The organism is Achromobacter sp. RTa, assembly GCF_000757485.1.
Lineage (GTDB): Bacteria > Pseudomonadota > Gammaproteobacteria > Burkholderiales > Burkholderiaceae_B > Achromobacter.
Genome location: NZ_JPYO01000042.1, coordinates 681313 through 697162, shown reverse-complemented (window position 1 = coordinate 697162; position 15850 = coordinate 681313). Strand labels below are relative to the sequence as shown.

At 69.0% G+C, this 15850-nt stretch carries 12 protein-coding genes; 8 read left to right on the top strand and 4 right to left on the bottom strand.

Going from position 1 to position 15850, the window contains the following annotated elements:
• Positions 1-25: 25 nt before the first annotated feature.
• The 6 genes from JL37_RS20745 (at position 26) to JL37_RS20720 (ending at position 7921) form a co-directional block, all read left to right on the top strand.
• Positions 26-1666, top strand: a complete 1641-nt coding sequence (locus JL37_RS20745) for a urocanate hydratase (protein WP_043546448.1) — start codon at positions 26-28, stop codon at positions 1664-1666.
• On the top strand, positions 1663-2742 hold the full coding sequence (locus JL37_RS20740) for a DUF917 family protein (protein ID WP_052097457.1): 1080 nt from the start codon (positions 1663-1665) through the stop codon (positions 2740-2742). Before JL37_RS20745 ends, JL37_RS20740 begins: the two co-directional genes overlap by 4 nt.
• Positions 2743-2753: 11 nt before the next feature.
• On the top strand, positions 2754-3353 hold the full coding sequence (locus tag JL37_RS20735; protein ID WP_043546447.1) for a glutathione S-transferase family protein: 600 nt from the start codon (positions 2754-2756) through the stop codon (positions 3351-3353).
• Between the two features lie 41 nt (positions 3354-3394).
• The gene (locus JL37_RS20730) at positions 3395-4375 is read left to right on the top strand and encodes a tripartite tricarboxylate transporter substrate binding protein (RefSeq protein ID WP_043546446.1); all 981 of its coding nucleotides are present in this window, start codon (positions 3395-3397) and stop codon (positions 4373-4375) included.
• 211 nt (positions 4376-4586) lie between these two features.
• On the top strand, positions 4587-6257 hold the full coding sequence (locus tag JL37_RS20725) for an aromatic amino acid ammonia-lyase (protein WP_052097452.1): 1671 nt from the start codon (positions 4587-4589) through the stop codon (positions 6255-6257).
• A 131-nt stretch (positions 6258-6388) separates the two neighbouring features.
• Entirely contained in the window at positions 6389-7921 is a 1533-nt protein-coding gene (locus tag JL37_RS20720) for an argininosuccinate lyase (protein ID WP_043546445.1), read from the top strand.
• A 27-nt stretch (positions 7922-7948) separates the two neighbouring features.
• Here the strand turns inward: JL37_RS20720 and JL37_RS20715 are convergent, their stop codons facing one another.
• The 3 genes from JL37_RS20715 to JL37_RS20710 all read right to left on the bottom strand — a co-directional run bounded on the left by JL37_RS20715 (position 7949) and on the right by JL37_RS20710 (position 12371).
• The gene (locus JL37_RS20715; RefSeq protein WP_043546444.1) at positions 7949-10426 is read right to left on the bottom strand and encodes a heavy metal translocating P-type ATPase; all 2478 of its coding nucleotides are present in this window, start codon (positions 10424-10426) and stop codon (positions 7949-7951) included.
• A gap of 103 nt (positions 10427-10529) precedes the next feature.
• Positions 10530-10652 (bottom strand): putative transporter small subunit, encoded by a 123-nt coding sequence (locus JL37_RS30920; RefSeq protein WP_231570400.1) that lies wholly within the window; start codon positions 10650-10652, stop codon positions 10530-10532.
• Positions 10653-10679: 27 nt separating this feature from the next.
• Positions 10680-12371, bottom strand: coding sequence for a sodium:solute symporter family protein (locus JL37_RS20710; RefSeq protein ID WP_043546443.1), 1692 nt, complete (start codon positions 12369-12371; stop codon positions 10680-10682).
• Between the two features lie 620 nt (positions 12372-12991).
• Between JL37_RS20710 and JL37_RS20705 the strand changes: the two genes are divergently transcribed.
• Positions 12992-14200 carry an amidohydrolase family protein gene (locus JL37_RS20705; RefSeq protein ID WP_043546442.1) on the top strand — a complete coding sequence of 403 codons (1209 nt, stop codon included), beginning with the start codon at positions 12992-12994 and terminating at the stop codon, positions 14198-14200.
• Here JL37_RS20705 and JL37_RS20700 read toward each other — a convergent pair.
• A complete protein-coding gene (locus JL37_RS20700) occupies positions 14181-15056 on the bottom strand; it encodes a LysR family transcriptional regulator (protein WP_043546440.1) in 876 nt (291 codons plus the stop codon). The genes JL37_RS20705 and JL37_RS20700 overlap by 20 nt on opposite strands.
• Before the next feature lie 117 nt (positions 15057-15173).
• Between JL37_RS20700 and JL37_RS20695 the strand changes: the two genes are divergently transcribed.
• Entirely contained in the window at positions 15174-15845 is a 672-nt protein-coding gene (locus tag JL37_RS20695) for an ankyrin repeat domain-containing protein (protein ID WP_043546438.1), read from the top strand.
• Positions 15846-15850: the final 5 nt, after the last annotated feature.

Genomic DNA, 15850 nt, shown 5'->3' with positions numbered 1-15850 from the left:
GGGGCTCGCTCCGGAGGGGAAAGAAATGGAACCACGACGCATTCGGGCACAACGCGGCACCGCGCTGCGCTGCAAGGGCTGGCACCAGGAGGTGATCCTGCGCATGCTGGAGAACAACCTGGAGAACGGCGAGCGTCCTGAAGACCTGGTGGTCTACATGTCGGCCGCGAAGGCCGCGCGCGACTGGGACAGCTTCGACCGCATCGTCCAGGCGCTGAAGACATTGGACAACAACGAGACGCTGATCGTGCAATCCGGCAAACCGGTGGCGCGCTTCCGCACGAACGAGCGGGCGCCGCGGGTGCTGCTGGCCAACGGCAACGTGCTGGGCCGGTGGGCGGGCGACGACGCCATGTTCCAGCTGGAACAGCGCGGCCTGACCATCCTGCCGGGCATGACGGCGGCCTGCTGGCAGTACATCGGCAGCCAGGGCATCGTGCAGGGCACCTACCAATCCTTCGTCGGGGCCGCGCATCGGTATTTCGGCGGTTCGCTGGCGGGGCGCGTCATCCTGACGGCCGGCTGCGGCGGCATGGGCGGCGCCCAGCCGCTGGCCGGCAAGATGGCGGGCGCGGCCACGCTGGTGGTGGACGCCAATCCCGACGCCTTGCAGCGCCGCGCCGACACGGGCTACCTGGACACGATCGCGGCATCCCTGGACGATGCCCTGGAGCGCATTCAGGCGCTGGCCGACGCGGGCGAGGGCGGTTCGGTGGGACTGGCCGGCAACGCGGTCGACCTGTACGAGGCCATGCTGGCGCGCGGATTCCAGCCGGACATCGTCACCGATCAATGCATGGTCGATCCCTATCGCGGCTATGTGCCGTCCGGCTCGACGCCCGCGCAGGCAGCCCGCTGGATACAGGAAGATCCGGCCGCGGCGCTGGAGGCCGCCGCCGCGACCCTGCGGCGCCACGCCGGCGCCATCCTGGAGTTCGAGCGCCGCGGCGCGCTGGCGTTCGAGTACGGCAATACCTTGCGCGCCCGCGCCGTCGAGGCGGGGTTGCCGCAGGCGGCGGAGCTGGAATCCTTCGTTACGCTGTTCATCCGGCCGCTGTTCTGCCAAGGCATCGGGCCGTTCCGCTGGGTGGCGGCCTCGGGCGATCCGAAGGATATCGAGGCCGTCGACGCCCTCATCGACGAAACCTTCGATGCGGGGCATCCGATCCGCCATTGGATCGGCATGGCGCGCAAGCATATCCAGTTCCAGGGCCTGCCGGCGCGCATCGGCTGGCTGGGGCACGGCGAGCGCAGCCGCCTGGCGCTGCGCGTGAACGAGGCGGTGGCCAGCGGTCGCATCAGCGCGCCGATCGCGTTCACGCGCGACCACCTGGACGCCGGCTCGGTGGCGTCGCCGTATCGCGAAACGGAAAAAATGCAGGACGGCAGCGACGCCATCGCCGATTGGCCCTTGCTCAATGCCATGCTGGCCTGCAGCGGCGGCGCCACGCTGGTGGCCATCCATTCGAACGGCAACAAATCCCAGAGCGCGGGCCATACGGTGATCGCCGACGGCACGCCGCTGGCCGCCGAGCGGCTGGCGGCGGTGCTGGACGGGGACACGGGGATCGGCGTGACGCGGTATGCCGAGGCAGGCTACGAACAGGCGCGTGGCGTCGCCGAGGCCGCCGGGCTGGGCGTGGCGCGCGCGGGGAGGCAGGCATGAGCCAGGACACCTTGGGCTTGGACGATATCGACGCCGCCATCGCGGGCGGATTGCTGCTCTCGGCCGGCGGCAGCGGCCGCGCCCGCGTGGCGCAGAGCCGCCGCTTCGCCGAACTGGCCTGTGCCCGCGGACCGTTGGCGTTGCGTTCGCTGGCCAGCCTGCCGGCGGACGGGCAGATCCTCGTTTCGACGGCGGTGGGCGCGCCGGGCGCGGGCAAGCACCTGGCGGATCCCGATCATGCGCTGCGCGCCGCGCGCAATCTGGTGCAGGCCAGCGGCGCGCGCATCGACGCCGTGATGCCGGGTCACGTGCCGGGCTTCTATGCCTGGCTGCTGGCGGCAGAACTGGGCGTGCCGCTACTGGACGCGGCCTGCAACGGGCGCGGGCATCCCACCGTGCGGATGGGCAGCCTGGGCCTGTCGTCCCGGCCGGACGCGCTGCTGTACCAATGCGGCGTGGGCGCGGGGCTGGAGATCACCCTGCACGGCAATATGCTGACGACCGCCGCCCTGCTGCGCGCGGCCGCCGTGCAGGCGGGCGGGCTGATCATGGCCTGCCGAGGACCGTTGGCCGCCGGCATGGTTTCGGACGCGGCCGCGCATGGCGCCATCGGCTACCAGCTCAGCGTCGGGCGCGCCATGCTGGCCGCGCCGGCGCAGGGGGAGGCCCGCCTGGCCGCCCTGGTGGCGGCCACCGGCGCGCGGGTGCTGGCGCGCGGCGAGATCGCGGGCTCGACGGTGGTCTATCGAGAAGGTTTCGACGTGGGCGAGGTGGCGGTCACCGACGCAGGCACCGGGGCCCGCATCGCGCTGGGCGTCTGCAACGAGTTCATGACGGCCGAGGCCGACGGACGGCGCGTTTCCACGTTCCCGGATCTGCAGGCCGTGCTCGACGAGAAGACGGGCGAGGTTCTGGCCATTTCGGAGCTGGAGGCCGGCCGCCGCGTGGCGGTTCTGGTCGTGCCCAAGGGACGCCTGCCGATGGGCGCCGGCATCTTCGATCCGGCCGTCTATCCCGACGTGGAGGCGCGCATGAACGCGCCGCTCGCCGAGTACGCACTGAATCCGGACGCTTGAGGGGACTGGGCATGACCATTCTTTACGACAGCCGCAATTCGGGCAACGGATGGAAGATCAGGCAGCTGCTCAGCCTGCTCGGCCTGCCCTACGAAAGGCGCATCCTGGACCTGGCGGCGGGCGAGTCGCGCACGCCGGAATTCCTGGCCATCAATCCCCAGGCCCGCGTGCCGGTGCTGCGCGAGGCCGGCGGCCTGGTGCTGCGCGAGTCCAACGCCATCCTGGCGCACTTGGCGCAGGGCACTCCCTACCTTCCGGAGGGCAGGGCGGCGCGCGCCGAGGTGATGCAGTGGCTGTTCTTCGAGCAGTTCGACCACCTGCGCAATTTCGCGCGGCCGCGCTTCCTGGTGAGCCTGGCGCGCAGCGCGGCGGCGGACTCGCCGGAAGTGCTGGCCTTGCGCGGGCAAGGCGCCAAGGCGCTGGCCGTCATGGAGTCGCACCTGGCCGGGCGCGACTACCTGGCGGGCGGCGTTTACACCATCGCCGACATTGCGCTGTATCCCTACACCCGTCTCTCCCCCATGGGAGGGTACGACCTGCAGCCTTATCCGCAGGTCCGGCGCTGGCTGGAACACATTGCCGCTCGCCCGGACACGATCGCCTTGCCCTGATTTTCCGTTCAACCCGTCCGATCCGGACGCCGGAGCCTCTCATGTCCTCACGTCACAGTATTGCCGCCGTCCTCGGCTGCCTGAGCTTGTCCTTGGCGTCCGCCGCGCCGACGGCCGCCGCCGACGCGTATCCCAGCAAGCCGATCCGGCTGATCGTGCCGTATCCCGCCGGGGGAGGATTCGACACGGTCGCGCGCCGCCTGGCCGACGGCCTGCGCGAGCGGCTGGCGACTCCCGTCATCGTCGAGAACAAGCCGGGCGGCAACACCATCATCGCGACCGATGCGGTCGTGCGCGCGCAGCCCGACGGCTACACGCTGCTGATGAACGCGCCCGCCGGCATCGTGCAGGGGCCCTGGCTTCAGAAACTTCCCTACGATCCCATGCAGGCGTTGCAGCCGCTCTACATGGTGGCGCAGGTGCCCACGGCGCTCATCGTGCCCACTTCGCTGGGCGTGTCCACCTTCGACCAGTTCAAGGCCTATGCCGGCGCCCACAAAGGCGAGATGGCCTATGCCAGCCTGGGCAGCGGCAGCACGCTCCACATCTTCGGCGCGATGCTCAACGAGCGCCTGGGGGCGCAAGCCACCCACGTGCCCTACAAGGGCGACGCGCCGGCCATGGGCGACCTGGTCCCCGGCCGGGTGCAGTTCATGTTCAACAACCCGGTATCCGCCATCAACTTCGCCAAGCAGGACAAGGTGCGCATCCTGGCCATCAGCGGGGCCGCGCGGCTGCCGGCGATCAAGGACGTCCCGACCCTTGGCGAACTGGGCATGCCGGAGTTCAACATCACCGGCTGGTACGGACTGTTCGCTCCGGCGGGAACGCCGCGTCCCGTCGCGGACAAGCTGGCCGACGCGGTCAAGGCCGTCATGCAGACGCCTGCGTTGCGCGAGTACCTGGAAAGCGTCGGCGTGGTGGGCGGGGATTCCGGCGTGGATGCGTTCACCCGCCAGGTCGCCGAGGAGTACCAGGCGTGGGGCGAACTCATCAAGAAGAACAACATCCGCATAGAGTAGCGGCCATGTGCATCCCGCGCATCCCGCGTATCGCGCGTATCCCGCGCTTCGCAGGCGAGCTGGACGCTGCGCGGCCGTACCGGCGGCGGCCTTGGCGCGATCGAACGCAGTGTTTTCGATCCGGCCGGCAGCCGTAGCAAGGTTTTCGTTTTCGGGTATGCCGCGCCTCGCGCGGATTTGAACTGACGCCGAGTCAGGAAGGAACCAGAACATGAAGAACGCGATGAAGCCGCGCGGGCTACGCCTGCCGCGGGCGCTGGCGCTATGCTGCGCCGTCATGCCGGCCTGGGCGCTTGCGCAGCAGACCGTCCGCCTGGACGGCGCCAGCCTGACCTACGAACAGGTCGCGCTGGTGGCCCGGTCTGGCGCCAAGGTCGAGATCGCGCCCGAGGCCCGCCGCCGCGTGGCCCAAGGCCACGACGTGGTGCTGGCCGCCGCGCAGGCGGACATGCCGATCTACGGGCTGAATCGCGGCGTCGGCGCGGCCAGGCAGGTCGCCGTGCTGGAAGGGCAGCGCGAGAACGCCGTCGATGTGCGCAAATCGTCGGAGGCGTTCAACCGCAACCTGCTGATTTCGCACAGCCGGGCGACCGGGCCCGCGACCGATGCGGCCATCGTGCGCGCCGCGCTGACCGCGCGCCTGAACACCGCCCTGACGGGCGCCTCCGGCATGCAGCCCGAGATCGCCGACATGTACGCGACGCTGCTCAATGCGGGTATCACGCCGGTCGTGCCGCGCGACGCGTCGGTGGGCGAGGCCGACATTTTCCTGCTGTCCTACACAGGCCTGGCGATGATGGGCCTGGGAGAGGTGCTGGTCGACGGCCGCCGGGTGCCTGCCGCGCAAGCGTTGCGCGCCGCCGGCATCGCGCCGGTGCGCCCGTTCGCCAAGGATGCCTTGGCCATCATGAGTTCGAACGCATACTCGGCCGGCCATGCGGCGCTGGTCGCCTACGACCTGGGCCGTCTGCTGGACCGGGCGGACCTGGTGTTCGCCGCCAGCCTGGAAGCGTTGAACGGCAACGTGGCGCCGCTGCTGCCCGACAGTGTGGCCGCGCGCCCCTTCCCGGGGCATCGCGAGGCCGCCGGACGGATCGCGGCGCTGCTGGACGGCAGCTATCTGTGGAAGAAGGACTCCGCGCGCTTCAGCCAGGATCCGCTGAGCTTCCGCACGACGCCACAGCTGCATGGCGCCCTGCGCCAGCAGTTCCAGGCGCTGGCGGAGCATTTGCGCACGCAACTGAACGCTTCCGACGATAACCCCGTCGTCCTGCTGGACGTCACGCCGGCGGAAGGCGCTCGCGAGCAGGAGGCGCGGTACTACGTCAAGGGAATGGTCGATGGCCGTCCGGTGGCCGGCGCCGTCGTTCCGACCGCGCACTTCGAACCCGTGGGTTGGGCCCTCGACGCGCAGGCGATGGCGGTGGGCCTGAGCCACCTGTCCAACCATTCCATGCAGCGGGCCAACCGGCTGGCGACCAAGGATTTCACGGGCATCGACCTGCTCGACGGTCAGCCGCCGGGCAGCCTGGCCGGCTTCTGGAAGACCGCCAACGTCCTGCAGACGCGCATCTATGCGGAGACGGTGCCGGTGTCGTCGCTGGTGCAGCCCTCGGCCCGGGACATCGAGGACGTGGGCACGCAGGCGCCGCTGATTGTGGAGCGCCTGGACCGCGCAGCCGAGCTGGCCAATCGGATGCTGGGCGTCGAATTGGCGGTCGCCGCCCAGGTCGTGGAGCAGCGCCAGCGGCAGCACCCGGAACTGGCGCTGGGCCGCGCCACCGGCGCGCTACTGGGCGACACGCGCAAGGCCATGGCGGCGCAACCCGCGCCGCGCCTGCCGGGAGGGGATATCGACGCCGCCTATCTGCAGTTGCGCTGATTCGGGTGGGCGGCGGCGGGCGCCTGCGGCAACGGCGGCTGATGCCGGGCCCGCCTCTCCGTGAAATCCGGTATGTTCCGCCGGCGGCCGCGCCGATACACTGCGTTTTCCCACCCCATAACGAGAACGCCATGAGACATCTACTTTCCACCCTGGGCGCGGCCCTTGCCCTGTCGCTCGGCGCCCAGGCTGCGTCGGCCCAGCAGGCGCAGTCGCCGGCGCCACGCGATCCGTTCTTCTGGCTGGGCGAAATCAACAAGGCGACCGCCGTCATCAACACGGACGAGGGGCTGCTGGACAAGTCCATGGCGCCGCGCCTGGCCGCGGGCGTGGCCAAGGTGATCGCCGACGGCAACGAGCCCGGCGCCAAGCGGCCCTCCAGCGTCATCACCTTCGAGCCGCTGCTGATCAAGGCGGCGGGCGAGGACGTGACGCTGCTGCACGCGGGGCGCTCCAGCCAGGACATGCACGCCACCTACCGCAGCGCAATCCTGCGCGACAAGCTCCTGGAGCTGGCCGACCAGCTCAACGCCACTTCGACCACGCTGGTGGAACTGGCCGCCAAGCATGCCGGCACCATCGTGCCGAACTACACCAACGGCGTGGCCGCGCAGCCGAACAGCTACGGGCATTACCTGCTGGGCCAGGCGGCCGGCCTGGCGCGGGACGCCCAGCGCATCCGCGAGGCCTATGCGCGCATCGACCGTTCGCCGATGGGCACCACGGTGCTCAATGGCACCAGCTGGCCGCTGGACCGCAAGCGCATGGCGCAATACCTGGGGTTCGAGGCCCTGGTCGACAACGCCTATGACGCCTCGCAGATTTCGTCGATGGACCAGCCGGTCGAGGTGGGGTCCATCGTCACCAGCATCGCGCTGCGCACGGGGAATTTCGTGGAAGACGTGATGACCCAGTACGCCCAGCCGCGCCCGTGGATCCTGCTGGAGGAGGGAGGCGGCAACACCTATGTGTCCAGCGCCATGCCGCAAAAGCGCAATCCCGGGCTGCTGAACGACACCCGCAGCGATGCGTCCACCGCGGTGACCCTGGCCATGGGGCCCGTCATCCAGACGCACAACATCACGCCGGGCATGAGCGATCCGAAGGACGTGAAACAGAACTCCGCCATGGTGGACGCGGGCATCTCGGCGCTGAAGCGCTGGAACCGGGTGCTGAAGGCCATGGTCATCAATCCCGACCGCGCGCTGGAGGAACTGAACAGCGACTGGACGGCGTCGCAGGAACTGGCCGACGTGCTGATGCGCAAGTACAAGCTGCCATTTCGCGATGGGCACCATTTCGCGTCCGAGGTCGTGAGCTACGCCAAGGCCAACAATATCAAGCCGCTGGACTTCCCCTACGAACAGGCGCGGCGCATTTATGCGGACGCGATGAAGGATTCGAAGTACGGCGCCGATCTGCCCATGAGCGAGGCGGAATTCCGCTCCACGCTGGATCCGGTGGCCATCGTGAAGAACCGCGCCACCAGCGGCGGTCCGCAGCCGGCCGAGATGGACCGCATGATCAAGGAGGCGCGCGCGCGGCTCGCGTCGCAGGATGCCTGGATCAAGGCGCGCCGCGCCCATATCCGCGACTCGCTTGCCGAGCTGGACAAGCAATTCGACGCGCTGGTGGCCAGCGCGCCGAAGGATAAAAGCCAGTAAGGGGCCGCCGGGCCGGCAGCCCCGGCCTCAGGCGGCCGCGAAGGGCGGCGCGAAGCGGCGCAGCCGCAGCGCGTTGCTGAGCACGAACACGCTGGACAGCGCCATCGCGCCCGCCGCGAATACCGGCGACAGCAGGCTGCCGTTGACCGGGTACAGCAGGCCCGCGGCCACCGGGATCAGCGCGACGTTGTAGGCGAACGCCCAGAACAGGTTCTGCTTGATGTTGCGCAGCGTGGCCTTCGACAGGGCGATGGCGTTGGGCACGCCGCCCAGGTCGCCGGACATCAGCACGACGTCGGCGGCCTCGATGGCGATGTCCGTGCCTGTGCCGATAGCCATGCCCACGTCGGCCTCGGCCAGCGCCGGCGCGTCGTTGATGCCGTCGCCCACGTACGCGATGGGGCCATATTGCTGCTTCAGGCGCTGCACGGCCGCTACCTTGCCGTCGGGCAGCACTTCCGCGACCACCTCATCGATGCCGAGCTGGCGCGCGATGGCCTCGCCGGTGCGGCGGTTGTCGCCGGTGATCATGGCCACCTTCAGGCCCAGGTCGTGCAGGGCGCGTATGGCCGCGGCAGTGGTTTCCTTGATGGGATCGGCCACGGCGATCATGGCGGCCAACCGGCCGTCGATCGCGGCATATAGCGGCGTCTTGCCCTCGTCGCCCAGCCGCGCGGCATCCGCGCCGAACGCGTCCACGTCCAGGCCGAGCTTGCGCATGTAGCGGTCGGCGCCGATCTCGACGCGGGCGCCGTCCACGCTGGCCTTCACCCCGAAGCCCGTGACCGATTCGAATTCCGTGATCGCGCCAAGCGCGATGCCTTGCTCGCGGGCGGCCTCCACGATAGCCTGCGCGATCGGGTGCTCGGACTTGGCCTCGACGGTTGCGACCTTGCCCAGCACCGCGGCCCGCTCGAACCCCGGCGCCACGATCAGGTCGGTCAGCTCGGGGCGGCCCTTGGTCAGCGTGCCCGTTTTGTCCACGGCCACGACCCGGGCGTCCTTCAGCGATTGCAGCGCCTCGCCCTTGCGGAACAGCACGCCCATCTGCGCGGCGCGGCCCGTGCCCACCATGATGGAGGTCGGCGTGGCCAGGCCCATCGCGCACGGGCAGGCGATGATCAGCACCGCCACGGCGTTGACCAGCGCGAAGGTCAGCGCGGGCTCGGGGCCGAACGCCAGCCAGATGATGAAGGTCAGGACGGCGGCAGCCATGACCGCGGGCACGAACCACATGGTGATGCGGTCGACCAGCGCCTGGATCGGCAGCTTGGAGCCTTGCGCCTGCTCGACCATGCGGATGATCTGCGCCAGCACCGTATCGTTGCCGACCTTGGTCGCGCGGAACGTCAGCGCGCCGTTCTGGTTGACGGTGCCGCCGACGACCTCTGAGCCGGGCGCCTTCTCGACCGGCACTGGCTCGCCGCTGATCATGGATTCGTCTATGAAGCTGCTGCCTTCCACGACCTCGCCGTCCACGGGGATGCGTTCGCCGGGACGGACCTCGATCAGGTCGCCCGCGACCACTTCCTCGATGGCCAGTTCCATCGTCGCGCCGTCGCGCACGACGCGCGCGGTCTTGGCCTGCAGGCCAAGCAGGCGCTTGATGGCCTCGGAGGTATTGCCCTTGGCGCGGGCCTCCAGGTAGCGGCCGAGCAGGATCAGCGCCACGATGACGGCCGCGGCTTCGTAATAGACGTTGACCGTGCCGGCCGGCAGCAGGCCCGCGGCGAAGGTGGCCACGACCGAGTAGGCGTAGGCGGCGGAGGTGCCCACCGCGACCAGGGAGTTCATGTCGGGGGCGCCGCGCAGCAGCGCCGGGACGCCCTTCTGGAAGAAGCGCAGCCCGGGGCCGAACAGCACGATGGTGGACAGCGCGAACTGGATGTACCAGCTGTTCTGCGTGCCGATGGTGTCGGCGATAAGGTGATGGAATGCGGGCACCATGTGGGCGCCCATTTCCATGATGAACACGGGTAGCGCGAAGAGCGCGGCGATCGCCAGCGAGCGCTTGAGCGCCTTCAGTTCGGCGGCCTGGCGTTCGGCCACGGCGTCGGCGTCGCTGGACTCGCCGGAGAGGATCCGGGCCTCGTAGCCCGCCTTGGCCACCGCCTGGACCAGCGCGCTGGCCGCGACGCCGCCCGCCGCGGTGACGTGGGCGCGTTCGGTGGCCAGGTTGACCGTCGCGCCACTTACGCCCGGAACCGCCTTCAAGGCCTTTTCGACCCGGCCCACGCAGGATGCGCACGTCATTCCGGTGACCGACAGTTCGATCCCGGTCTCGGGGACGGCATAGCCGGCCTTCTGCACGGCCTGGACCGCGGCGGCCACGTCCGGGGCGCCGGTGAAGGTGATGTCCGCGCGCTCGGTGGCCAGGTTGACGCTCGCCTTGCCGACGCCCGGCACTGCTTTCAGCGCCTTCTCGACGCGGCCGACGCACGAGGCGCAGGTCATGCCTTCGATCGGCAGGCTGACCGCGATGCTGTCTGCTGGGTTGGAACTCATTGCCGCTCCTTGGAATCGGGGATTTCCTACTGATGGCTCCCACTATAAAGATTCCAATGATGGCAAGGTCAAGCGGCCGGCCGGCCCGGCCGCTTTTATGGGGTCAGATCATGGATTTGCCGCTGCGTTTCGCGGCGCGGATGTCCCGCCACAGCGTGACGCAGAGCAGGGCCAGGATGAGGGCGGAAATGGCCGGCCAGACCATGAAGTACAACGTCAACCACATATCGGTCTCCTTGTTTGCGTGGACGGGTCAGCCCTTGGCGGGCTGGACGATGGGGCGCTGGGCGGCGGCCTGGGCCTGCGCTTCCTGTTCCCGGTGGAAAGAGGTCACCCGGTCGGCGAGGAGGGTGAAATCGAACCGCTGCGTGTTGCGCAGGCTCAGCCCGACGCATACCGCCGTGCTGACGCCGTAGGCGGTCAGGGAGCCCATCAGGACGATGTACTCGCGCAACGTTCCGACGAAGACGGGCAGCATGACGGCCAGACCGGCCGCGCCCACGGCGATCGCCGCCTTGCGGCCGAAGAAGCCGAACGTCATGAGGCCCAGCACCACGCCGCCGCCGATGGCCGCGCAGATTTCGAAGAACACCGCGACGATGCCCTCGATGGGGATCAGTTCGAAGCGCACGATGGTGAACAGGGCCACGGCGCTGAGCACCGACCAGACGAAGGCGCGGTTGTCCACGCGGTCCCAGTAGAAGCTGGCGATCACGGGGAAGACGATGGCGCCCCACAGCGCGCCGACGAAGACCAGCATGACCAGGATGTCCAGCCGCAGGCTGGCGAAGATGACGCCGACCATCGTGGCGACGATCATGGTGGCGCGGCCCCACCAGAGCATGCGCTGGGGATCCGGACGGCCGCGCGAGAGGTTCTTGGCGTAGACGTCGGTCATGACGATGGCGGACAGGGCCGCCAGGTCGGAGTCCGCGGTCGAGGACAGGGAGCCGACCACCAGGAGGAAGAACAGCGCGATGCCGAAGGGCGGCAGGTAGGTCGACGCCATCTGGGGGATGATGTTGTTCATGTCGCCGTTGGCCGGTTCGAGGCCCACGAACAGGGCCAGCAGGCCCAGCATGCCCAGGCCGATCACCACCGCGCCGTATCCGACCGTCGCGGTCAGGAAGGTGGGTTTGATCAGGTCTTCGCGGACGGCGAACAGGCGTTGCGCGATCGTCTGGTTGCCGATGGCGTAGGCAAGCACCGCCACGAAGTAGGGCGCGCCCTGCTCCAGGATCGCCTTGGTGGAATAGAAGTCGGCCTGCTCGGCGTTCAGGCGCCACATATTGGCCTGCAGCACGTCGGGGCCGCCGGCGTTGAAGAAGATCAGCGGAATGATGATGACCGCCGCGATGATCATTGCAGCGAGCTGGGCGAAGTCGGTCATGACCGAGGTGCGGAAGCCGGACCACAAGGTGTAGGACAACACGCCCAGGCCGGCGATGAGCACGCCCTGGATGAAGGTCAGCGGGCTCAGGATAGAGACCAGCGCCCCGGCCGCGGTGAAGTTCACCATGAGGCTGATGCAGCTGCCCACGATATTCGACACCGCCATGATCATCTGGCTGGACGTGCCGTGCCGCGCGTGGATGACCTCGGCCAGGGTATGGGCCTTGGGCGCCAGCTGGCGGAACCGCTTGCCGAAGGGATAGATGAAGAGAATCATCAGCGCGCCCCAGAAACCGTAGTGCAGGGGGCCGGACAGCCCGTACTTGTAGCCCGAGGTGGCGCTGGCGTAGAACGATGCGGCCCAGATCCAGGTGGCGATCATGCTGGCGGTGGACAGGCCGAAGCCGACCGCGTTGTTCGACACCATGTAGCCGTCGACGTTCTCGTTCTTTTCGCCGATGAGGAGCGACATGAGGAATGTCGCTCCATAGAAGCCCGCGAGCAGCAGGATGGCGGTTGTCGCCGATAGCTGAAAGAATTCTGTCTCTTGCATCGTCTTCGTCCTTTCTCCTTGACAGCGTGTTCATGACGGACAGTCATGGCTGCATGAAGGCCGTTTCCGCGGGATGCGATGGGCGGCAAACCCCGATGACGCAGCCGAAACACCAGGCGAGCGGCCGTAGGCGCGATCGCGAGCCTGCGCGGCGCGGGAGCGGCAAGCGGCTCCTGCGGCCGGACAGCGACAAGGCACACCGTGTAGGTGTCTTGCTGCCGCATTGCGCCGAACGTGCGTTGCTTTAGACGTTGCTCAATGCGGTGAGCGATGGTCCTGCATGGTAAGCAGGGAAATTTGTTCCGCAGCCTGCATGGCTGGGTTTTGGTGTTTCGGCGTTACACGCCGGGCCGCTGTGCGCGGCCTTGTGACGGATGCCCCGGCGACGTTCGTCGGCCAATGGCATGCGTGGTGAACTACAGCAAGACGGAAGTATAGGACCATACCTGTTTCGAGTCCAGCATGCGGCCGCCATGCGCGCGGGCGCCGGGGTATTGCGATTCCCATTGGCAGGCATCGCAACACTTAATTGGCCGCGCGCGGCGCGCTCCGATAAGGTGGAAGGCTTTGAGGGCCAAGCCGCAGCCCGCGCGCGGCCCTCTGCAAGACGAAGGCGAACCATGACAGACCGCGTATTCATCAATGCCGTCGGTATCGACGGAAATCCGCAAGCCCTGGCCGTCCGCGACGGGCGCATCCTCGCTATCGGCGCCGAGCCGCCGGTCCTGGGCGCGGCCGAGGTGATAGACCTGGGGGGCCACCTGGTGTTGCCGGGTTTCGTGGACGGCCACATCCACCTGGACAAGAGCTTCGTGGGCGACCGCTGGCATCCCCACCGGCCGGCGGCCACGCTGCGGGAACGGCTGGCCATCGAAAAGGGCGAGCTTGCCGCTGCGCCGCCGATCGAAGGGCGCGCCGACGCGCTCATCGCGCAGGCGGCGGCCTTCGGCACCGTGGCGATGCGCAGCCACGTCGACGTGGATGCCACCACGGGCCTGGCGAACCTGCATGCCGTGATGGCGGCGAGAGAGAAGTGGCGCGGCATCGTCGATATCGAGCTCGTGGCGTTTCCGCAGGCGGGCGTGATGTCCTGTCCGGGGACGTTGCAATTGCTGGAAGCTGCCGCGCGCGAAGGCGCGGAGGTAGTAGGCGGAATCGATCCGTCCACGCTCGACGGCGATGCCGACGGGCAGCTCGATGGCATCTTCGGCATCGCCGAACGGCTGGGCGCGAAGATCGACATCCACCTGCACGAGCCGGGCATGCCTGGCGTGGAGCAGCTTGCCCGCATCGCGGCGCGGACCAGGGCGCTGGGGCTTGCCGGGCGCGTCGCGGTCAGCCACGCCTACGCGCTGGGCGACGTGGGGCCGCAGGCGCTGGACGAGGCCGCGCGCAAGCTCGCCGACGCCGGCGTGGCGATCATGACGAACGCGCCGGGCGACCGGGCCTTCCCGCCGGTGCTGCGCCTGCGCGAGGCGGGCGTGCGGGTGTTCGCCGGCAACGACAACATCCAGGACACCTGGTGGCCCTATGGCAATGGCGACATGCTGCAGCGCGCGATGCTGATCGGCTACCGCTCGGGCTTCTACACCGACGCCGATCTGCTGGCAGCGCTGGAGCTGGCGTCCAGCGCCGGGGCCGCCGTGCTTGGCCTGGAAGGCTATGGGCTGCAGGCGGGCAACGAGGCCACTTTCGTGGCGCTGCCCTCGCCCAACGGGCCTGCCGCCGTCGCCGCGGCGCCCGCGCAGCGCTTCCTGTTCCGCAAGGGAGAGCCGGTGGGCGAGGCGGCCGGGTTCTTCGCCGGGGCCGTCAAGCAGCCGGCGGCGTGACCTTGCCGGCGCGCAGTTCGCAATAGGCCTCCAGCGCGCGCCGCAAGGCCAGGCCTGCGTCGCTGAGCCGCGAGCGCGCATAGAGCGCCAGGCGCAGGCCGCAGGGGGCGGGAAAGCCCTCTTCGGCCGTCAGCGCGCGGTGCTCCGCGGTAACGCAGACGGCCGGCAACAGGCTGATGCCCAGCCCCGACGCGACTGCCGAGACCAGGCTGGGCAGACTGGGGCTGGAGAAGCGCACGTGCCACGGTTTTCCGCCTGTTTCCAGCATGGCGGTCATTTCCTGGCGGTACAGCGCGCCCGCGGGAAAAGCGACCAGCGGCACGGCCGTGTCGGGCGCGGGCGGCGGGGAATCCACCGCTGTGATCCAGCATAGGGGCTCGGGCCATTGCGCGTGGCAGTCCGCGTCGACCTCCCATTGTTTCACGAGAAGCAGGTCCAGCTCGCCTTCGCGGTAGCGCCGCAGCAGTTCATGGCTGAGGCCGCCCTCGACCTCCACGCGCAGCAGCGGGTAGGCCGACTGCACGGATGCGATCGTGGGCATCAGCGTGGCGCCCATGAACTCCTCGGGCGCGCCCAGGCGCAGCACCGCGCTCGCCTGCGCGGCCGCGACGCTTTCGCGCGCCTCCTCGGCCAGCCGGAGAATGCTGCGGGCATATCCGAGCAGGCGCTCGCCTTCCTCGGTGGGCAGGACGTGGCGCTGAGTCCGGTCCAGCAACCGGCAATCCAGGCTGTCTTCCAGGCGGATGACATGCTGGCTGACGGTGGATTGCGTCAGGTGCAGGTACTCGGCCGCCCGGGTGAAATTGCCCGTGTCCACAACCGTGACGAAGCTGCGCAGCAGGACCGGATCAAGCATTGCAACTCCCACTGAATGTTATTAATCCAATTAATTTCATAATACCGCGCCGCATCGCCATACTAGGACCCGTGCCCCGGGACGGTCCGGAGACGCTTTATCACGGGAGATTTCGATATGCCTATTTTTGGCGCATGCCGCATCTGGCTGGCGGCGTTTCTGCTGAGCGTAGGGGGCGGAGCTGCCGCCGCCGGGCCGGATGCGGCGCTGCTTGCGGCGGCGGGCGACGGCGACGCGGGCCGCGTCAAGTCGCTGCTGCGGCAAGGGGCCGCGCTGGAGACGCGCGATGGCGGCGGCAATACGCCGCTGCTGCGCGCAACCCAGGGCAACCACGTGGAGGCCGCCCGCGCCCTGATCGATGCGGGCGCCGACGTCAACGCGAAGAATGCGATCCATGACAGCGCCTACCTGCTTGCGGGCGCTCGCGGCTTGCGCGAGATCCTGGCGATGACGCTGGCGCACGGCGCGGATCTGAAAAGCACCAACCGCTATGGCGGCACGGCCCTGATTCCCGCCTGCGAGCGCGGGCACGTCGAAGTCGTCGACGTGCTGCTGCGTGCCGGCGTGGATCCGGACCATGTGAACAACCTGGGGTGGACGGGCCTGCTGGAGGCCGTGATCCTGGGCGACGGCGGCCCGCGCCACCAGGCGATCGTGAAGCGCCTCATCGAGGCCGGCGCCGACGTCAACCTGGCGGACGGCAAGGGCGTGACCCCGTTGAAACATGCGCGCGAACGCGGCCAGGCCGAGGTCGCGCGCATGCTGGAAGCGGCTGGGGCGAAGGGCTGAAGCGG

Excerpts from the sequence above, each read along its gene's own strand:
- JL37_RS20745 (WP_043546448.1), top strand. The coding sequence starts at position 26 with ATGGAACCACGACGCATTCGGGCACAACGCGGCACCGCGCTGCGCTGC.
- JL37_RS20740 (WP_052097457.1), top strand. The coding sequence starts at position 1,663 with ATGAGCCAGGACACCTTGGGCTTGGACGATATCGACGCCGCCATCGCG.
- JL37_RS20735 (WP_043546447.1), top strand. The coding sequence starts at position 2,754 with ATGACCATTCTTTACGACAGCCGCAATTCGGGCAACGGATGGAAGATC.
- JL37_RS20730 (WP_043546446.1), top strand. The coding sequence starts at position 3,395 with ATGTCCTCACGTCACAGTATTGCCGCCGTCCTCGGCTGCCTGAGCTTG.
- JL37_RS20725 (WP_052097452.1), top strand. The coding sequence starts at position 4,587 with ATGAAGAACGCGATGAAGCCGCGCGGGCTACGCCTGCCGCGGGCGCTG.
- JL37_RS20720 (WP_043546445.1), top strand. The coding sequence starts at position 6,389 with ATGAGACATCTACTTTCCACCCTGGGCGCGGCCCTTGCCCTGTCGCTC.
- JL37_RS20715 (WP_043546444.1), bottom strand. The coding sequence starts at position 10,426 with ATGAGTTCCAACCCAGCAGACAGCATCGCGGTCAGCCTGCCGATCGAA.
- JL37_RS30920 (WP_231570400.1), bottom strand. The coding sequence starts at position 10,652 with ATGTGGTTGACGTTGTACTTCATGGTCTGGCCGGCCATTTCCGCCCTC.
- JL37_RS20710 (WP_043546443.1), bottom strand. The coding sequence starts at position 12,371 with ATGCAAGAGACAGAATTCTTTCAGCTATCGGCGACAACCGCCATCCTG.
- JL37_RS20705 (WP_043546442.1), top strand. The coding sequence starts at position 12,992 with ATGACAGACCGCGTATTCATCAATGCCGTCGGTATCGACGGAAATCCG.
- JL37_RS20700 (WP_043546440.1), bottom strand. The coding sequence starts at position 15,056 with ATGCTTGATCCGGTCCTGCTGCGCAGCTTCGTCACGGTTGTGGACACG.
- JL37_RS20695 (WP_043546438.1), top strand. The coding sequence starts at position 15,174 with ATGCCTATTTTTGGCGCATGCCGCATCTGGCTGGCGGCGTTTCTGCTG.